The organism is Streptomyces sp. bgisy159, from assembly GCF_965341775.1.
Classification (GTDB): Bacteria; Actinomycetota; Actinomycetes; order Streptomycetales; family Streptomycetaceae; genus Streptomyces.
Genome location: NZ_CBDQZH010000002.1, coordinates 351049 through 369072, shown reverse-complemented (window position 1 = coordinate 369072; position 18024 = coordinate 351049). Strand labels below are relative to the sequence as shown.

The 18024-nt window shown below is 72.7% G+C and carries 16 protein-coding genes and 1 pseudogene; 13 read left to right on the top strand and 4 right to left on the bottom strand.

Translation table 11 applies throughout. The features are described from left to right. Positions 1-40 precede the first annotated feature (40 nt). The 8 genes and pseudogenes from ACSLTV_RS03795 to ACSLTV_RS03760 all read left to right on the top strand — a co-directional run bounded on the left by ACSLTV_RS03795 (position 41) and on the right by ACSLTV_RS03760 (position 7300). Positions 41-496: an Lrp/AsnC family transcriptional regulator gene (locus ACSLTV_RS03795; protein WP_432134336.1), complete on the top strand. Its 456-nt coding sequence runs from the start codon at positions 41-43 to the stop codon at positions 494-496. Positions 497-549: 53 nt separating this feature from the next. Continuing rightward, the gene (gene mqnE / locus ACSLTV_RS03790; RefSeq protein WP_435611610.1) at positions 550-1713 is read left to right on the top strand and encodes an aminofutalosine synthase MqnE; all 1164 of its coding nucleotides are present in this window, start codon (positions 550-552) and stop codon (positions 1711-1713) included. Between the two features lie 78 nt (positions 1714-1791). Next, positions 1792-2444 (top strand): annotated as a pseudogene (locus ACSLTV_RS03785) (UdgX family uracil-DNA binding protein). 16 nt (positions 2445-2460) lie between these two features. Beyond that, the gene (locus tag ACSLTV_RS03780) at positions 2461-2985 is read left to right on the top strand and encodes an N-acetyltransferase family protein (RefSeq protein ID WP_432134334.1); all 525 of its coding nucleotides are present in this window, start codon (positions 2461-2463) and stop codon (positions 2983-2985) included. A 98-nt stretch (positions 2986-3083) separates the two neighbouring features. Continuing rightward, positions 3084-3383 carry a DUF4229 domain-containing protein gene (locus ACSLTV_RS03775; RefSeq protein ID WP_432134411.1) on the top strand — a complete coding sequence of 100 codons (300 nt, stop codon included), beginning with the start codon at positions 3084-3086 and terminating at the stop codon, positions 3381-3383. A 159-nt stretch (positions 3384-3542) separates the two neighbouring features. After that, positions 3543-5252, top strand: a complete 1710-nt coding sequence (locus ACSLTV_RS03770; protein ID WP_432134333.1) for an SPFH domain-containing protein — start codon at positions 3543-3545, stop codon at positions 5250-5252. Beyond that, the gene (locus tag ACSLTV_RS03765) at positions 5249-6580 is read left to right on the top strand and encodes an SPFH domain-containing protein (RefSeq protein WP_435611609.1); all 1332 of its coding nucleotides are present in this window, start codon (positions 5249-5251) and stop codon (positions 6578-6580) included. The genes ACSLTV_RS03770 and ACSLTV_RS03765 overlap by 4 nt, the downstream gene beginning before the upstream one ends. 69 nt (positions 6581-6649) lie before the next feature. Continuing rightward, entirely contained in the window at positions 6650-7300 is a 651-nt protein-coding gene (locus ACSLTV_RS03760; protein WP_435611608.1) for a TetR/AcrR family transcriptional regulator, read from the top strand. On the opposite strand, the gene ACSLTV_RS03755 is transcribed toward ACSLTV_RS03760, so the two are convergent. Then, entirely contained in the window at positions 7287-8123 is an 837-nt protein-coding gene (locus ACSLTV_RS03755) for a MaoC/PaaZ C-terminal domain-containing protein (protein WP_435611607.1), read from the bottom strand. The genes ACSLTV_RS03760 and ACSLTV_RS03755 overlap by 14 nt on opposite strands. A gap of 337 nt (positions 8124-8460) precedes the next feature. Between ACSLTV_RS03755 and ACSLTV_RS03750 the strand changes: the two genes are divergently transcribed. After that, on the top strand, positions 8461-10434 hold the full coding sequence (locus tag ACSLTV_RS03750; protein ID WP_435611606.1) for an AMP-dependent synthetase/ligase: 1974 nt from the start codon (positions 8461-8463) through the stop codon (positions 10432-10434). Here the strand turns inward: ACSLTV_RS03750 and ACSLTV_RS03745 are convergent. From ACSLTV_RS03745 to ACSLTV_RS03735, 3 genes are all read right to left on the bottom strand, one after another. Continuing rightward, entirely contained in the window at positions 10416-11342 is a 927-nt protein-coding gene (locus ACSLTV_RS03745; protein ID WP_432134328.1) for a LysR family transcriptional regulator, read from the bottom strand. The genes ACSLTV_RS03750 and ACSLTV_RS03745 overlap by 19 nt on opposite strands. Before the next feature lie 171 nt (positions 11343-11513). Beyond that, a complete protein-coding gene (locus ACSLTV_RS03740; RefSeq protein ID WP_432134327.1) occupies positions 11514-12158 on the bottom strand; it encodes a class I SAM-dependent DNA methyltransferase in 645 nt (214 codons plus the stop codon). A 156-nt stretch (positions 12159-12314) separates the two neighbouring features. Beyond that, on the bottom strand, positions 12315-12518 hold the full coding sequence (locus tag ACSLTV_RS03735) for a cold-shock protein (RefSeq protein WP_004984723.1): 204 nt from the start codon (positions 12516-12518) through the stop codon (positions 12315-12317). A 375-nt stretch (positions 12519-12893) separates the two neighbouring features. Here ACSLTV_RS03735 and ACSLTV_RS03730 point away from each other — a divergent pair, with 375 nt between their 5' ends. The 4 genes from ACSLTV_RS03730 (at position 12894) to mqnC (ending at position 18024) form a co-directional block, all read left to right on the top strand. Further along, the gene (locus ACSLTV_RS03730) at positions 12894-13742 is read left to right on the top strand and encodes a menaquinone biosynthetic enzyme MqnA/MqnD family protein (RefSeq protein WP_432134326.1); all 849 of its coding nucleotides are present in this window, start codon (positions 12894-12896) and stop codon (positions 13740-13742) included. A gap of 84 nt (positions 13743-13826) precedes the next feature. Continuing rightward, complete coding sequence (locus ACSLTV_RS03725; RefSeq protein ID WP_435611605.1) at positions 13827-15800, top strand: protein kinase domain-containing protein; 1974 nt, start codon at positions 13827-13829, stop codon at positions 15798-15800. Positions 15801-15978: 178 nt separating this feature from the next. Then, entirely contained in the window at positions 15979-16734 is a 756-nt protein-coding gene (locus tag ACSLTV_RS03720; protein WP_432134324.1) for a prepilin peptidase, read from the top strand. Between the two features lie 78 nt (positions 16735-16812). Then, positions 16813-18024 carry a cyclic dehypoxanthinyl futalosine synthase gene (gene mqnC, locus ACSLTV_RS03715; protein WP_432134323.1) on the top strand — a complete coding sequence of 404 codons (1212 nt, stop codon included), beginning with the start codon at positions 16813-16815 and terminating at the stop codon, positions 18022-18024.

Genomic DNA, 18024 nt, shown 5'->3' with positions numbered 1-18024 from the left:
TCAGGACTTCAGGAACTTTCAGCGGAAGGCTTCGAATCGCATGGACGCCGTGGACAGGCAGCTCATCCAGGCCCTGAGGGAGAACGGCCGGGCCTCGTACGCGGAGCTGGGACGCCTTGTCGGCCTGTCGGGGCCCAGCGTCACCGACCGCATCAACCGGCTGGAGGCGGCCGGTGTGATCACCGGCTACCGGGCCACCGTGGACGCCGCCTCGCTCGGCCTCGGGGTCACCGCGCTCATCGGCATCTCGCTGTCCGACGCCACCGACCACGAGGACGTGGCCCTGCGTCTGAAGGACCTCTCCGAGATCGAGGACTGCTGGTTCATCGCGGGCGACGACTCGTACATGCTCAAGGTGCGCGCGGCCGACGTGGACGGCCTGGAGAAGATCATCCGGCGGCTGTCGGGCACCAAGGGCGTCTCCCGCACCCGTACCACGATCGTGCTCAGCACCAAGTGGGAGAACCGGGTCGGGGAGCTGCCCGACGAGGTCTGACCCCGCGGGCGTACGGTCGTTTTCAGCAGTGTGTCTCAGAAAGAGGTATCGGCATGGACGTCGGGCTCAAGCGCGAGCTGGAGGAGAAGGTCCGCTCCGGTGAGCGGCTGACCCGCGAGGACGGCATCGCGCTGTACGAGTCGGACGATCTGGCGTGGCTGGGCGGCCTGGCCCACGAGGTGCGCACCCGCAAGAACGGCGACGTCGTGCACTTCAACGTCAACCGCCACCTGAACATGACGAACGTGTGCACGGCGTCCTGCGCGTACTGCTCCTTCCAGCGCAAGCCGGGGGAGAAGGACGCGTACACGATGCGCATCGAGGAGGCCGTCAGGCTGGCCAAGGCGATGGAGTCGGAGAACCTGACCGAGCTGCACATCGTCAACGGCCTGCACCCGAACCTGCCGTGGCGGTACTACCCGAGGTCCCTGCGGGAACTGAAGGCGGCCCTGCCGGACGTGTCGCTGAAGGCGTTCACGGCGACGGAGATCCACCACTTCGAGACGATCTCCGGGCTGAGCGCGAGCGAGATCCTCGACGAGCTGATCGACGCCGGTCTGGAGTCGCTGACCGGCGGCGGCGCCGAGATCTTCGACTGGGAGGTCCGGCAGCACATCGTCGACCACCGCACCCACTGGGAGGACTGGTCCCGGATCCACCGGCTGGCGCACGAGAAGGGGCTGAAGACCCCGTCCACCATGCTGTACGGGCACATCGAGGAGCCCCGTCACCGCGTGGACCACGTGCTGCGCCTGCGGGAGCTCCAGGACGAGACCGGCGGCTTCCAGGTCTTCATCCCGCTGCGCTACCAGCACGACTTCGTGGACATGAAGGACGGCAAGGTCCGCAACCGCCTCCAGGCGCGGACCCGGATGGCGACCGGCGCCGAGGCGCTGAAGACCTTCGCGGTGTCCCGGCTGTTGTTCGACAACGTCCCGCACGTCAAGGTGTTCTGGGTGATGCACGGCGTCCAGACCGCCCAGCTGGCACTGCAGCACGGCGCCGACGACATGGACGGCTCGGTCGTCGAGTACAAGATCACCCACGACGCGGACAACTACGGCACGCCGAACAAGCTGACCCGTGAGGACCTGCTGGAGCTGATCCGCGACGCGGGCTTCCGGCCGGTGGAGCGCAACACGCGCTACGAGATCATCCGGGAGTACGAGGGCCCGGACCCGGCGCGCCGGGAGACGCCGCAGCCGATGCGGGTCTGACCGGTTCGCCGTCCGGCGCGGGCGGGCGGGGGCTGTTCGCGCGGTTCCCCGCGCCTCCGGCGCGGGTACTCGGGCCGTATGCCCACCGAGGCCCCCGAGGACCGCGACACCGCCGCGCCCTTCGTCCCCGAGCGCGGTGGGCTCGCCGCGCTGCGGGAAGCGCCGCCGGATGCCGGGGCTGCCCCCTGTACGGGCCCGCCACGCAGACCGTCTTCGGCGCCGGGGACGCGCGTGCGCGCGTGATGCTCGTCGGGGAGCAGCCCGGAGACCAGGAGGACCGCCGGGGCGAGCCGTTCGTGGGCCCCGCCGGGAAGCTGCTGGACCGGGCCCTGTCGGACGCCGGGGCCGACCCGGCCCGGGCGTACGTCACCAACGCGGTGAAGCACTTCAAGTTCACCCGGGCAGAGCCCGGCAAGCGCCGGATCCACAGGGCGCCCACCCTGCGCGAGATGACGGCGTGCGGGCCCTGGCTGGCCGCCGAGCCGGCCGTGGAGGAGCCGGAGTCGATCGTGGTGCTGGGCGCGACCGCCGGCAAGGCGCTGCTCGGATCGTCGTTCCGGGTGGGGCGGGTGCGTGGCACGGTGCTGGAGGAGGAGATCCACGGGCGGCCGGAGAAGCTGGTGCCGACCGTGCACCCCTCGTCCGTGCTGCGGGCTCGGGACGCCGACCGCCGGGCGGCCTACGACGGGCTGGTCGGCGACCTGAGGGTCGCGGCCCGCCGGCTGGCGTAATGCGTACGATGGCCCAGTGTCCCTTACCTTCACTCTGGACCCCGCGGTCACGCCCGACCTGCGTGACGGCATCCTCGACCTGTGGGCGGACGTGTCCGACGCGGGCGGGGCCGTCGGCTTCGTGCCCCCGGTGACCCGGGAGGCGATCCGGCCGGCGCTGGTGCAGCATCTCGTGGCGATGGCGGAGGGGAGAGCGCGGCTTCTGGTCGGGCGGGACACGGACGGGCGGGTCGCCGCCACCGGCTTCTTCACCTTCAACACCCACCGGCTGATGACCCACTGGGTGTGGCTGTACACGGTGATGGTGCACCCCCGCCACCAGGGCCGGGGGTACGGGCGGGACCTGCTGGCCGCCGCCGAGGACGCGGCCCGCGCGTTCGACGGCATCGAGGCGATCCGGCTGACCTGCCGGGGCGGGCTCGGTCTGGAGCGGTTCTACGGCGCCTGCGGTTACAAGGAGGTCGGCCGGGTGCCGGACGCCATCCGGCTCGGGCCGGGCGAGTACCGCGACGACGTGATGATGCTGCTGCCGCTGACCTGACCCACCCCCTGCCAAGATCGGGCCCCGGTCGTGCTTCACTGGACAGTGCCCCCTTTCTCGGGATGTTCCGACCGTTGACGACGGAAGAGTGGATAGAGATGCTCCGCTACACACTGATGCGCCTCGGTATCTTCGTGGGCTGCTTCGTGGTCGTCTGGGGTCTCGTCTACTCCGGGATCGTGCCGCGCGGTCTCGGCGAGTCCAACGGCATGTGGGTCCTGCTGCTGTCGCTGGTGATCTCCGCGCCCATCAGCTTCGTGGTGCTGCGCGGGGAGCGCGACCGGGCCTCCGAGCAGATCGTCCGCAAGGTCGACACCGTCAAGGCCAACCTGGAGGCGAACCGCAGCCAGGAGGACCTGGCCGACGACGCGGCGCGCACCCAGGGGCAGACCTCCTAGGACACCGCCCCCTGCGGTCGCTGCCGTGTCCCGGCAGTGATACCTGCCGGTAACTGTCCAGACCCGGCACTTACCCTTGTCCGGATCCATGGTGTGGAATGACCGAATCCACGCCGACCGAAGCCGGTGGGACCGGCATCCGTACAGCAAGGGGGAACCGTGGCACGAACGCGGGCGCAGAGCCTACGGCGCGTCGCCGAAGCCGTCGCATCCGGCACGGATCCGCGGACGGCAGCGCAGGACGAACTGCTGCGCCAGACCGGACGGGGGACGCGCACCGGGGCCGCCCGGGACGCCGCGGGCGAGGGCGGCGAGGCGCACCGGACGCAGGAAGAGGGCATCGATCCCGCCGACTTCCCGGCCGCCCGGGAACAGGGCGGTTCCATAGCCACCGTCATGGCGCAGAAGACCGTCCCGCTGGACGAGGCCGGTGAGGCGCTCGGCCGCAGCGAGCAGGTGCGCGAGGGCGGCGAGTCCGTGCACGCCATCTGCCCGATGGTGATCCCCAAGGGCCGCTCGCTGCTGTCCATGCTGCCGGTGCTGATGCTGCTGGTGCTGGGCACGATCGGCGCGTCCGTGGTGGGCGCGGCCGGTGACGGCGTCCTCACCAACCCCCTGTTCGGGGTGCACTACTGGATCATCGCCGCGCTCGCGGTCGCCTTCGTGTGGTGGCGGCAGGGCATGGTGATGGTGCCGGAGGGCTCCCAGGCGATGATCACCCGGTTCGGCAAGCTGGAGAAGGTCGTCGGCCCGGGCCGCGTGGTGCTGCTGAGCCCGTGGAAGCGGGTGTCGTACATCGTCAACACCACCCGTGAGTACCCGTTCAACGCGCCGGTGCGGGAGGCCCCGACCAAGGGCGGCGTGAAGGCGTCGATCGACCTGTTCATCCAGTTCCGGATCAGCGACCCGACCGAGTTCGTGTACACGCTGGGCGCGGTGCGCGGCTTCGAGGAGAAGCTCAGCAACGCCGTCAGCGAGACCATCCGCAGCCTGATCTACGAGCAGGAGGCGGCCGGCATCTACGACATGGTCGGCGAGGACACCGGCCGGCTGCTGGAGCAGCTCAACCAGCAGTTCCGCCCGGCCGTCGAGCTGACCAACGCCAACATCACCCACGCCGAACCCTCCGACCAGCGCTACCGCATGGACCTCGCGGCGCCCGAGATGGTGCGCGTCGCCAAGGAGGCGTACACCCACGAGTACGCGCTGCAGCTGCGCAAGGAGCAGGACGAGGGCGACCTCACCCGCGAACTCGCGTCCAGCCAGGAGACGCTGTCCGCGATCCAGGCCGACATCGCCCAGTACCAGGCGCAGATGGACACCGCCGTGGAGCGCGAGACCAACCGCGCCCACGCGCTCGCCCGCCAGCGCTATGTGCAGGCCGAGTCGGAGGCCAAGGCCAACGCCGCCCTGCTGGAGGCGCAGGCCCTCGACATCCGCGCGGTCACCGCGGCCGAGGCCCCGGAGATCCTGGAGTACCGCTACCAACAGCAGGTCCTGGACACCCTGGAGGAGGTCGCCGACCACCTGCCCCGCCTGGTGCGGATCGGCGCGGCCGACGGTGCCGGCGGAGCCGGCATCGACTTCCTGGAGCTGGCCCGCGAACTGGTCGGCGAACGCGGCACGGAACTGTTCACCGACGCGGACATGGCCGCCGTACGGGCCCGGCTGGCGGAGGTCTCCGAGCGGATCGCGGCACGCGAGGACGAGATCGGCGCGCTGCTGGCCGCCGACCGGCCGACCGTGCCCCAGGTGCCGGACACCGGCACGGTCCCAGGCACGGCCACGGGCACAGGCACAGCTACGGGCACAGGCACGGGCACGGACACAGCCGAAGCGACCGACGTCTCCGAGGAGGCCGACCAGTGAGCACCGCCCGTACGAACCGCCGGTCGGTCATCTCCGAGGCCGTCGCGCCCTGGAGCGACATCGCGCGCCTGCTGCGCGGCGGCGAGGCCGACACCCTGATCCCGGTCATCATCCCCCGTCACCGGCGCCGCCTGTGGTGGATGCTGCCGCTGTGGCTCGGCGGCTACGCGCTGCTGTCGGGCGTGATGCTGTCGCTGGCCGAGGCGGACTCCGACTCGGCCGCCGGGGACCTCGCCTACGGCGCCCTGGCCGCTCTCTCCTACGTCGTTGGCGTGGTGCTGCTGCTGATCGGCGGGCTGTGGTGGTGGCGCTCCTCGATCGTCGAGATCGAGCAGGGCACCCACGGCGTGCTGACCCGCTACGGCGCCGTGACCCGCACCCTGGACGCCGGCCGCCACTACCTGTGGCACCCGTGGTCCCGGGTCGACTTCGTGGTCGACACGGCCACCGAGATCCCGTACTCGGCGCCGGTCATGGCCTGTCCCACGCAGGAGAACGTCCCCCTGCGCTCCATCGAGTTCTTCCTGAAGTTCCGCATCACCGACGCCGTGCTGTTCGTGCGGACCATCGGCGCCGGCAACTTCGACCTGGTGCTCTCCAGCGCCGTCCAGGACGCCATCCGCCAGCGGGCCCGCAAGATGCGCACCGAGCGCGCCTACGACCTGCGCGGCTCCGACGTCGCCGACATGCAGGAGCTGCTCAACCGCCAGCTGTCCGGCTACGGCGTGCGGATCACCGGCAGCAACATCCCGGACGTCCAGCTGCCGACGCAGTACCAGCAGCACCTGGCCACCCGGGAGCGGGTCGCCAAGGAGCGCGAGGCGTACGAGCAGGAGTGGGGCCTGATCCGCAAGCGCCGGATCGACCAGCTCGGCATGGACATCGAACGCGCCAAGAAGGTGCGCGACGCCCGCATCGTCGAGGTCAAGGCGGCCCTGAACCGGGCCCGCGAGGAGGTCGCCCAGCTGCTGGAGCAGCAGGAGACCAACGCGCAGCGGGTGCGGTTCGAGATCGAGACGCGCGGCCGCAGCGGCCTGATCGCCGCCGAGAACGAGGCCCGCGCCCAGCGCGCCCTGGCCAAGGCGTACCGCGACAACCGGGCCGTCCTGCAGTACGAACTCGCCCGTCGCCGCCTGGAGGTGGGTGCCCGGCTCGCGGGCCGTGCCCCGCAGCCGGTGGTGGTGCGCACCGACGGCACGGGCGGCGACACCTCCGCCCTGTCCACGCTGCTCACCGCCCAGTTGCTGCCCCGGCTGACGGCCCTGCCGGCCGTCGACGGCATCGCGCGCCAGGACGGTCACGGGGCCTACGAGGGCGCCGGGGAATAGGGCGCGGGTCGGCCATCGCGGTCGTCCGGGCCGGGTGGGAAGTCCCGCCCGGCCCGTAGGCTGAACGGCATGGGTGCCGTGAAGACCAAGCGGATGCCGCGCGCCGTCCGTGAGCAGCAGATGCTGGACGCCGCCGTGCGGACCTTCGGGCAACGGGGGTACATGGCGGCCTCCATGGACGAGATCGCCGAACTGGCCGGTGTGTCCAAGCCGTTGGTGTACCTGTACCTGAACTCCAAGGAGGACCTGTTCACCGCCTGCATCCGGCGGGAGGCGGCGGCCCTCGTCGGCGCGGTGCGCTCCGGGGTCCGCACCGACACCCCCGCCGACCGCCAACTCTGGGACGGGCTGCGGGCGTTCTTCGCGCACACCGCCCGCCACCCGGACGCCTGGTCGGTGCTGCACCTCCAGGCGCGCACCCACGGCGAGCCGTTCGCCGGCGAGGTGGCCGCCATGCGGGCGGAGATCGTCGCGTTCGTCACCCAGCTGATCCTCGCCGCCGCCCGCGCCGCCCACCGCGACCCCGATCTGCCCGAGGGCGAGGTCGCCGGGCTCGCCGAGGCCCTGGTCGGCGCCGCCGAGTCCCTGGCCACCTGGGCCAACGCCACCGAGGGCGTCACGGCCCGGCAGGCGGCGGCGACCCTGATGAACTTCTCCTGGGCCGGCCTGGGCAACCTGATGGACGGCCGGTCCTGGTCCCCGCCGGCTACCCCGGAGTGACCCGTCCTCGTACGTGGGTGCGGCCCGTCGGCCCGCGCAGCTCGAACCGTCCCGCGCCGTCGGCCCCGTACACCACCGTGCCCGGCAGCAGGACCGGCGCCCGGAACTCGGCGTCGACGCGGACCGCCGTCGGGGTGCCGTGCGCGGCGAGGCAGCGGGCGGCCGTCCACATGCCGTGCGCGACGGCCCGCGGGAAGCCGAAGGGGCGGGCGGTGAGGGGATGCAGGTGGATGGGGTTGCGGTCGCCGGAGGCGGCGCCGTAGCGCCGCCCGGCGTCCCCGGCGAGGTGCCACTCGCCGAGCGCGGGCAGCGGGGCCTCCGGCTCCGGCCGGGGTTGCCGAGCGTGGTCCGTGCGGTGCCGGGCCAGATAGGTGCTCCGGGACTCCCAGACCAGCTGTCCGCCCGCGTCCCGCACCTCGGTCGTCACGGCGGCCTCGGTGCCGCGTCGGTGCGGCGCCAGCCCCGCCACGCGGACGGCGATCTCGTAGGTGCCCGTCGTCGTCAGCTCGGCGTGCCGGGTGATGCCGATCGAGGTGTGCACCAGCCCGAGCAGCGGTAGCGGGAAGTCGCGGCCGCTCATCAGCCGCATGGCCAGCGGGAAGCCGAGGACGTGCGGATAGGTGACCGGCAGCGCGTCCGCGCCGGCGGCGAAGCCGCACACCGTCTCGTACGCCGTCAGCCGGGCGAGGTCGATCCGCGCTCCGGTCAGCACCAGCGGCTCGCGCGGGAAGCCGGCGTCCGGGCGGGGCCGTTTGGCGGGGGAGAGCAGCGCCCCCCGGGCGAACAGCGGGGCGAGGGCGGGCGGCCGGGTGAGCGTCGGCATCCGGGTCACGCTCCCAGCAGGCTCTGGCCGCACACGCGGACGGGCATGGTCGTCTCCCCACTCGGTTGTTCACCCGGGAGTGCTTACTCAGGAGTGCTTACTCAGGAGTGCTTACTCCAGAGTAATGTTACCGAAGGTAAGCCGATGGGGCGGGGGGCGGGTCCCGGTGACCTGAGGGTCGCTCACGTAACCGCCAAGATTGCACAGCCCTGGCTCCGGACCCTCCCCGAACGCTCACAAACCCCACAGCTCAGGGTCGTACGATCCCCTACTAACCGCCGGTAACACCCTCTTCGGGGCGCCGGTGGTGAAACCTCGCAGCGCGAGGCACGTACGTATGCAGCAAGCAGTTCTTGCGGCGGCACGCCGCTGCACGCCCAGGGAGCCGCCCGTGTCCACCGCACACCCCGCCGCCGTCGGCGCTCCCGCCCCGACGGTCCCCGAGACCCGGCGACTGGACGGCGTCGTGCGCGAGGCGGCCGTCCCGCCGCTCGTGCACCCGGTCACCCACGGATCGCTCGCCGACCTGCCCTTCGAGAACGCCTCCGCCGCACCGGACGCCGTCGTCCTCGGTCGCAGGTGGCCCGACGGCACCTGGACCGACGTGACGGCGGAGCACTTCGCGGCCCAGGTGCTGGCGGTGGCCAAGGGACTGATAGCGGAGGGCCTGGCACCCGGCGACCGCATCGCCGTCATGGCGCGCACCACCTACGAGTGGACCCTGCTCGACTTCGCCGGCTGGGCGGCCGGCCTGGTCACCGTCCCCGTCTACCCGACCTCCTCCGTCTTCCAGACCCGCTGGATCCTCCAGGACTCCGGCGCGGTCGCCCTGGTCACCGAGACGACCGGCCAGGCGGCGGCCCTCGGCCCCGAACAGGACCGCCTGCCCGACCTGCGGCACGTGTGGGTGATGGAGAAGGGCCACGTGGAGCGCCTGGCGGAACTGGGCGCCGCCCGGGTGACCGACGGAGAGGTGACGGTTCGCCGCGGAGTCCTCGGCCCCGACACCCTCGCCACCCTCATCTACACCTCCGGCACCACCGGCCGCCCCAAGGGCTGCGCCCTCACGCACGGCAACTTCTTCGCGGAGGTCGACAACGCGATCGAACTGCTCTACCCGGTCTTCAAGTCGGACGGCCCCCGGGGCGACGACATCTCGATCCTCCTCTTCCTCCCGCTCTCCCACGTCTTCGGCCGCATGGTCGCCATCGCCTGCGTCCGCGCCGGGGTGCGGCTGGGCCACGCCCCCAGCCTGAAACCGGAGGACCTGCTGCCGGACCTCGCCGCCTTCCGGCCGACGTGTCTGCTGACCATCCCGTACATGCTGGAGAAGGTCTTCAACACGGCCCGTGCCCGAGCCGAGTCCGGCGGCCGGCTGGCCTCCTTCGACCGCGCGGCGTCGGTCGCGCGCCGCTACGGCGAGGCGGTGGAGGCCCGGAAGACGGGCACCGGACCGGGACCCGGTGCCGCCCTGCGCACCGCCCGCGCCTTCTACGACCCGCTGGTCTACCGCCGTATCCGCAACGCCATGGGCGGCCGTGTCCGCCACGCCATCTGCGGCGGCTCCCCGCTCGGCCGGCGCCTCGCCGCCTTCTACGCCGGCGCGGGCATCGACATCTACGAGGGGTACGGCCTGACCGAGACGACCGGTGCCGCCACGGTGACGCCCCCGCTGAAACCCCGCCTGGGAACGGTGGGCTGGCCCCTGCCCGGCACCCGGGTGCGCATCGCGGCGGACGGCGAGATCCTCCTCGCCGGCGACCACGTGCTGCGCGGCTACTGGGACCCGGCGGCCGGCGGAGTCGTCCCCGCCACCCGCGACGGCTGGCTGGCCACCGGCGACCTGGGTGAACTGGACGACGAGGGTTATCTGACCATCACCGGCCGCAAGAAGGAGATGATCATCACGGCGGGCGGCAAGAGCGTGGCCCCGGCGCCCCTGGAGAACTGGCTCCGCTCACACCCCCTGATCTCCCAGGCCATGGTCCTCGGCGACGGCCGCCCCTACGTCGCCGCCCTGCTCACCCTCGACCCCGACGGCCTGACGCACTGGCGCCAGATGAACGGCAAGCACCCGGTCCCCGTGGAACTGCTCCTCGACGACCCCGATCTGCACGCGGTCCTCCAGCGTGCCGTCGACGAGGCCAACAAGCTGGTCTCCCGCCCCGAGTCGATCCGCCGCTTCGCCGTCCTGCCCGCCGACTTCACCGAGTCGGCCGGCCATCTCACCCCCTCGATGAAGCTCCGCCGGCCCCAGATCCTCCAGGACTTCGCCGCCACCGTGGAATCCCTTTACCCCCCGTCCGTCTGACCCGCCCCGTCCGCCTGACCCTCCCCGCGCCGCCACCGGGCGACCGTGTCCGCGAAGGCCCGGGCCGGCGGGCTCAGGGCGTCCCAGCGGCGGACCGCCCAGCCGACGGGCAGGGGACGCAGTCCGCGGACGGGCACGAGACGCAGGTCGCCGGTGCCGGGGGCGGGCAGCCGGGAGAGCGCCGGCACCACCGCCCTGCCCACGCCCAGCTCGGCCAGCAGCAGAGCCGTGTCCCAGTCGGCGACGCTCGTGTCGTGGGACAGCCGGACGCCCGACTCCGCGCACGCGGACTCCAGGTGGGCGGCCGAGGCGGAGTTCGGCGGGAGGCGGATCAGCCGGACGCCGGCCAGCTCCCCGGGGTCCACCTCGGTCCGGGCCGCGAGGGGGTCGTCCGCCCGGACCGCGAGCACCCAGGGCAGCTCCACCACCGCCCGCTGCTCGATCCCCCGCACCGGCGGCCCGAGCGTGACCCACGCCAGGTCCAGCGTGCCGTCGGCCAGTGCGTCGAAGCTGCCTCGGCCCGAGCTGACCGTCCGGAACTCCAGGCTGACCTTCGGATGGCGGCGCCGGTACGCGACCAGCGCGTCCGACATGAAGTGCCGCACGGTCGTCGCCCCGGTCGCCACCCGGACGTACCCGCTCGTGCCGTCCACCAGGTCCCGCAACTGCCGTACGGCGTCGTCGAGTCCGGCGATGCCCTCCGCCGCGGCGGCCTCCAGCACCCGGCCGGCCCCGGTGGGCGCGACACCCCTCGGCCGGCGTTCCAGCAGGGCGACACCCGTCTCCCGCTCCAGCCGCCGCACGTGCTGACTGACCGCCGACTGCGTACAGCCCAGCTCCCGGGCCACGGCGCTCAGGCTTCCCGCCCGGCACACGGCCACGAACACACGGAGGTCGTCCAGAGTCATGATCCCCAAGCTAACACTTGGAGGTTGCGACCAATCCTTAGGATTGACTGCCCCCCGACGCCTGCGTGAAGATCTCCTCGGGCCCAGGGCGGCAACCCGCTCCCACCGCGCCGGCGCGGATCGGGGAGCGGGTGCCGACCCGCCGACGACACCGGTCCGACTGCCGGGCCCTCACGCCCTGCGGGCGATCAGGTACGCCTGGGGCACCTGTTCGCCCAGCTCCGGGTCCGGTTCGCGGACGGTCCGGGAGTGGAGGGCGAAGCCGGCCCGCATGAGCAGCCCGGCGATCGTCTCGGGGCGGCGGCGCTCGAAGTCCAGGGCGACGGGGTGGCCCCAGGGCCGGTCGTGGCGGCGCGGCCGGTCGCCGACCTGGAAGGCGATGAGCAGGTGACCGCCGGGGGCGAGGACGCGGTGGAAGCCCGCGAAGAGCGCCGGAAGCCCGGAAAGCGGCGTGTGGATCGAGGAGTACCAGGACACCACTCCGTCCAGCGAGCCGCCGGGCAGGTCCAGCTCCTGCATCGAGCCCTGCTCGAACCGCAGCCCCGGGTGCTCTCGGCGGGCCACGGCGAGCATCCCCGCCGACAGGTCCAGCCCGAACACGTCCAGGCCCAGCGCGTGCAGACGGGCGGTGACCCAGCCCGGCCCGCAGCCGAGGTCGGCCACCTTCCCGCCGGCGCCGACCAGCTGCGCGAACAGCGACTGCATCGCCAGGTCCACGGGCAGGCGCGCGTACAGGTCGCGGAAGCGGTCGGCGTAGTCGTCGGCGACGGCGTCGTAGAAGGCGCGGGTCGCGGTGAGGAAGTCGGGAGCGGTCATGCCCGGCGACCCTAACGGCCGCCACCGACAACGCGCCGGGCCGGTTCGACGTGCCGGGACGGTCTCGTGCGGCAAAGGCAGGAGCCCCGTCGCCTTGCGGCGCGGGGCTCCTTGGGTACTGCTCTCAGACTGCGATCACGATGCCGTCGGCGGCGATCAGACCGGGGTGACGTTCTCCGCCTGCGGGCCCTTCGGGCCCTGGGTGACGTCGAAGCTCACCTGCTGGTTCTCTTCGAGGGAACGGAAACCCGTTGCGTTGATCGCGGAGTAGTGGACGAAGACGTCGGGGCCGCCGCCCTCCTGGGCGATGAAGCCAAAGCCCTTTTCGGCGTTGAACCACTTCACGGTTCCGGTAGCCATAAGCCCTCCTTGGGCTCACAAAGGGTTTGCCCTGCTCCAGAACCTGCAAGTGTGAAACGGTGCCGCACAACTGCATATGTCTGAAAACGACGAGAGCCCGCGGTTACATGCTCCGCAGGCTCTGTACTGCAAGGGAAACCAAACTGCAACTTGCGGCGAGCCTAGCATGTGGCCAGCCGAAAGCAATAGAGGTCAAGATCACTTCACTCGGATGTTTGAACGTCCGGAGCGTGCTTGACCCGGACGGCCGTCACAAGGTCGTCCGGGCGCCGTCCGGCCGTCACCCGGACGTCACCAAAGGGGTGCCGGACGATCGGCCGGGTGAGGGGAGGGGGCGGGGGCGGCAGCGTACCCGAAGGGGTTTAGTCTCGCGATGTGGACAATTCTCGCACTCGGCCGCGCGTCGGCCACATCCAGTTCCTGAACTGCCTGCCCCTTTACTGGGGGCTCGCGAGAACCGGCACCCTCCTCGACTTCCAGCTGACCAAGGACACCCCGGAGAAGCTCAGCGAGCTGCTGGTGCGCGGAGAGCTCGACGTCGCGCCGGTGACCCTGGTGGAGTTCCTGCGCCACGCGGACGAGCTGGTCGCCTTCCCGGACATCGCCGTCGGCTGCGACGGTCCGGTGATGAGCTGCGTGATCGTCTCCCAGGTGCCGCTGGAGCGGCTGGACGGCGCCCGCGTCGCCCTCGGCTCGACCTCCCGCACCTCGGTCCGTCTCGCTCAACTGCTGCTGGCCGAACGCTTCCACGTGCGGCCGGACTACTACACCTGCCCGCCCGACCTCAGCCTGATGATGCAGGAGGCCGAGGCCGCCGTACTCATCGGGGACGCCGCGCTGCGCGCCAACCTGCACGACGGCCCGCGCCTCGGGCTGGACGTGCACGACCTCGGGCAGCTGTGGAAGGAGTGGACGGGACTGCCGTTCGTCTTCGCGGTGTGGGCGGCGCGCCGGGACTACCTGGAGCGCGAGCCGGTCATCACCCGCAAGGTCCACGAGGCGTTCCTCGCCTCCCGCAACCTCTCCCTGCAGGAGGTCGGCAAGGTCGCCGAGCAGGCGGCCCGCTGGGAGGTGTTCGACGAGTCGGTCCTGGAGCGGTACTTCACGACCCTCGACTTCCGGTTCGGCGAGCCGCAGCTCGCGGCGGTGGCGGAGTTCGCCCGCCGCGTCGGCCCGACGACCGGCTTCCCCGCGGACGTGAACGTGGAACTGCTCCGGCCGTAACCTGCCTCTCAGACATGAGGGGCGCGCGGATGCCGGAAGGCGCGGTCGAGGCGCCACCGGAGCGTTGACGGGGGAGGGCACGCCATGCAGCCGCTCGGAGCGGACGAACCCACGGTAGTGGGGCCCTACCGGCTGCTCGGACGGCTCGGCGCCGGCGGGATGGGGCGCGTCTACCTCGGACGCAGCTCGGGCGGCCGCACGGTCGCGGTGAAGATCGTCCATCCGCACTTCGCGCTCGACGAGGAGTTCCGGGCCCGGTTCCGCCGTGAGGTGGAGGCGGCCCGCCGGGTGGGCGGCGCGTGGACGGCGCCGGTGCTGGACGCGGACCCGGAGGCACCAGTCCCCTGGGTCGCCACGGCGTACGCGGCCGGGCCCTCCCTCGCGGCGGCTGTCGCCACCCAGGGCGGGGCGCTGCCCGGCCACACGGTACGGGTGCTGGGAGCGGGCCTCGCCGAGGCGCTGGCCGCGGTCCACGGGCTCGGCCTGGTGCACCGGGACGTCAAGCCGTCCAACGTCCTGCTGACCGTCGACGGCCCGCTGCTGATCGACTTCGGTATCGCGCGGGCCATGGAGGGCACCGCCTCGCTCACCTCGACGGGCGTCTCGGTCGGCTCGCCCGGCTACATGGCCCCCGAGCAGATCCTCGGCAAGGGCGTCACCGGCGCCGCCGACGTCTTCTCGCTGGGGGCGGTGCTCGCGTACGCCGCCACCGGTGAGCCGCCGTTCCGCGGGGACACCTCGGCCGCGCTGCTGTACAAGGTCGTCCACGAGGAGCCCGAGCTGGGGGCCGGGCTGGGGGAGGGGCCGCTGCGGGAGGTCGTGCGCGGCTGCCTGGCCAAGGACCCGGCCGCCCGGCCGGCCCCGGACGAGGTGGCCCTGCGGCTCGCACCCGAGGGTGCCGCACGCCTGGTGTCGGCGGGCTGGCTGCCGGGGCCGCTGGTGGAGCGGCTGGGGCGGACGGCTGTGGAACTGCTCAATCTGGAGGGGACGGCGGGGGGTGCTTCCGGGGGCTCCGGGGGCTCCGGGGGTTCTGGGAGCTCCGGTGGGGCCGGCGGGGCCGGCGGTTCGGGCGGTTCCGGCGGTCCTGGCGGCTTCGGTGGTTCGGGCGGCTTCGGAGGTTCCGGGGTGGTCGGGTTCAGCGGGGTGGTCGTCGAGCGCGGCGCCGACGGAGCGGGGGGCTCCTCGGTGCGGCCGGGCGGCGCGGGGCAGTTCGGGCCGCCGCCGGTGATGCCGGCGCCGACGCACGAGGGTGCTGGGCCGGCGCCGACGCATGGGGCTCCTGGGCCGGCGTCGGCCCACGGAGGTGCGGAGCCGGGCTCGGGTGCCTCGCGGGGCCGGGGGCCGGCGTCGGGGGGCGGCCCGACCGTCGTACCCGGTGCCGTACCCGCCCCGCGGGACGCGCCGACGGCGTCCTCCCCGGGGCGGCCCGGCAAGCTGTCGGTCAGTGTCGCCGCGAGCGCCGCGCCCGGTGACGGCGGACGGGGGCGGCGGCTGAGCTGCACCGTCGCGCTGGCGGTCGCCGGCGCGTTCGCCGCGGTGACGATCGGCGCGGCGTTCGTCCTCGATCTGCTGCCGGGCGGGGACGACTCCAAGGACGTCTCGGCGGGCTCGAAGTCGCCCGTGCCCAGCCAGAGCCAGAGCCAGGATCCGGACCAGCAACCCGACCCGGGATCGGGCGGGGAGCAGGAGCCGAGCGCGGGGTCCGGCGTCCTGCCCGCGCGCTACGTCGGCACCTGGGAGGGTCAGGCGGCCGGGCTCGGCGGCACGTTGCCCATGGGCACCTTCCGGCTGACCGTGCACCGGGCCGAGGTGGGCCAGAAGCTCGGCGAACTGCGCCAGACCGACATCATCGGCGCGGTCTGCGTGGACCTGCTGACCCTGAAGCAGGTGACCGGGAAGGAGGTCGTCGCCACGTCGGTCGGCGCCCCGGACAACCACAAGGGCTGCAACCCCGAGCCGCACACCGTCCGGCTCACCCCGACCGGCGACGACCTGACGTACACGTCGGACAGCGCGGCGGAGGGCAACCCGGTGGCCCGCATGGCACGGGTCGAGTAGCGGCAGCCGAGGACGCCGGCGACCGCGGCGGACGGCCTGTCAGGTCCCGTCGCCCACGGCCCTGTCCGGTGCGGCACGCGCCGCGGGGCTCGGGACGGCTCCCTCCTCGGCGCCCCGCGGCCCCGCATCGGCCTCGCGGCCTCGTGGCCGGGCGGTGTCGCTCCCTAGGATCTCCCGCATGCTGAGCAGTCCGCCGAGCGAGGCGACGGTGAACGCGGCCGCCGCGCTGTGGGGCGCGGCGGCGGGGTCCCTGCTGCCGCGCGCCGTCTACCGGTTCTCCGTCCCGGCCGAGGAGGCGGACGAGGGGGCCGGCTGGCGGTCCGCCTGCCCGGCCGGACACCCGGTGCGCGGGTGGCTCGGCCGGGCCCGCTGCGACCCCTGCGGCACCGGCCTGACGGGCGGCGGCCCTCTCGTCGCCGCGGTCACCGCGCTGGTCTGCGCCGCCCTGGCCGCCGCCACGGGAACCCGGCCCGAACTGCTCGTCTGGCTGCTGCTGGCCCCGGCGGGGGTGCTGCTGGCGGTGGTGGACCTGCGGGTGCGGCGGCTGCCCGACCCGCTGACGCTGCCGCTGGCGGTCCTCGCCCCGGCCCTGCTCGGTGTGGCCGCGACGCTGCCGGAGCACGCCGGGCGGTGGACCACGGCACTGCTCGGCGGGCTCGCCCTCGGCGGCGGCTATCTGCTGCTGCACCTCCTCAACCCGGCCGGTCTGGCCTACGGCGACGTGAAGTTGTCGCTGGGCGTGGGCGCGGTGCTCGGCTGGTACGGCTGGGGGACGGTGATGCTCGGCACCTTCGCCGGCTTCCTGTTCGGCGCGCTGTACGGGGGCGTGCTCGTCGTGGCGCGCCGGGCGGGGCGCGGGACGGTGATCGCGTTCGGTCCGTTCCTGCTCGCGGGAGCGCTGGCGGGGCTGCTGGCGGGGGCGTACGCGGCCTGACGCGGGGTCGCCGACGGCGCTGGCGTAGGCTGGTCCGGTCCGTCCACAACCCTTACGAACCTTGCGAAGGGGACGCCGGTGACCGAGAAGGCCGACCTCACCTCCATTGACGTCACAGCCGTCCTCGAACGGGCCGCCGCGGGCGGACGGATCACCCCCGGGGAAGCGCTCGCCGTGTACCGCGACGCGCCCCTGCACGCGCTGGGCGCCGCCGCCGACGCCGTACGCCGCCGCAGGTACGCCGGGACCGAGCACATCGCGACGTACATCATCGAGCGGAACATCAACTACACCAACGTGTGTGTGACGGCGTGCAAGTTCTGCGCCTTCTACGCGCCGCCGAAGAGCGACAAGGGCTGGACGCGCGACCTGGACGACATCCTGCGCCGGTGCGCGGAGACCGTCGAGCTGGGCGGCACGCAGATCATGTTCCAGGGCGGTCACCACCCGGACTACGGCGTGGAGTACTACGAGCACCACTTCTCCGCCATCAAGAAGGAGTTCCCGCAGCTCGTCATCCACAGCCTGGGGGCGAGCGAGATCGAGCACATGGCGCGGATCTCCGGGGTGAGCGTGGAGGAGGCGATCCAGCGCATCCACGTGGCCGGGCTCGACTCGTTCGCGGGCGCCGGCGCCGAGCTGCTGCCCGAGCGGCCGCGCAAGGCGATCGCGCCGCTGAAGGAGTCCGGCGAGCGCTGGCTGGAGATCATGGAGACGGCGCACCGGCTGGGCGTGGAGTCCACCTCCACCATGCTGATGGGCACCGGTGAGACCAACGCCGAGCGCATCGAGCACCTGCGGATGATCCGGGACGTCCAGGACCGCACCGGCGGCTTCCGCGCCTTCATCCCGTACACCTACCAGCCCGAGAACAACCATCTGAAGGGCCGCACCCAGGCCACGATCTTCGAGTACCTGCGGATGATCGCCGTCGCCCGCCTCTTCCTCGACAACGTGGCCCACATCCAGGGCTCCTGGCTGACCACGGGCAAGGAGATCGGCCAGCTGTCGCTGCACTACGGCGCGGACGACCTCGGCTCGATCATGCTGGAGGAGAACGTCGTCTCCTCCGCCGGCGCCAAGCACCGCTCCAACCGGCTGGAGATCATCGACCTCATCCGCAGGGCGGGGCGCGTCCCGGCCCAGCGCGCGACGACGTACGAGCACCTGGTCGTGCACGACGACCCGGCGAACGACCCGGTCGACGACCGCGTCGTCTCCCACATCTCCTCGACGGCGATCGACGGCGGCACGGCTCACCCGGAGCTGAAGCTGCTCGCCTCCAACTGA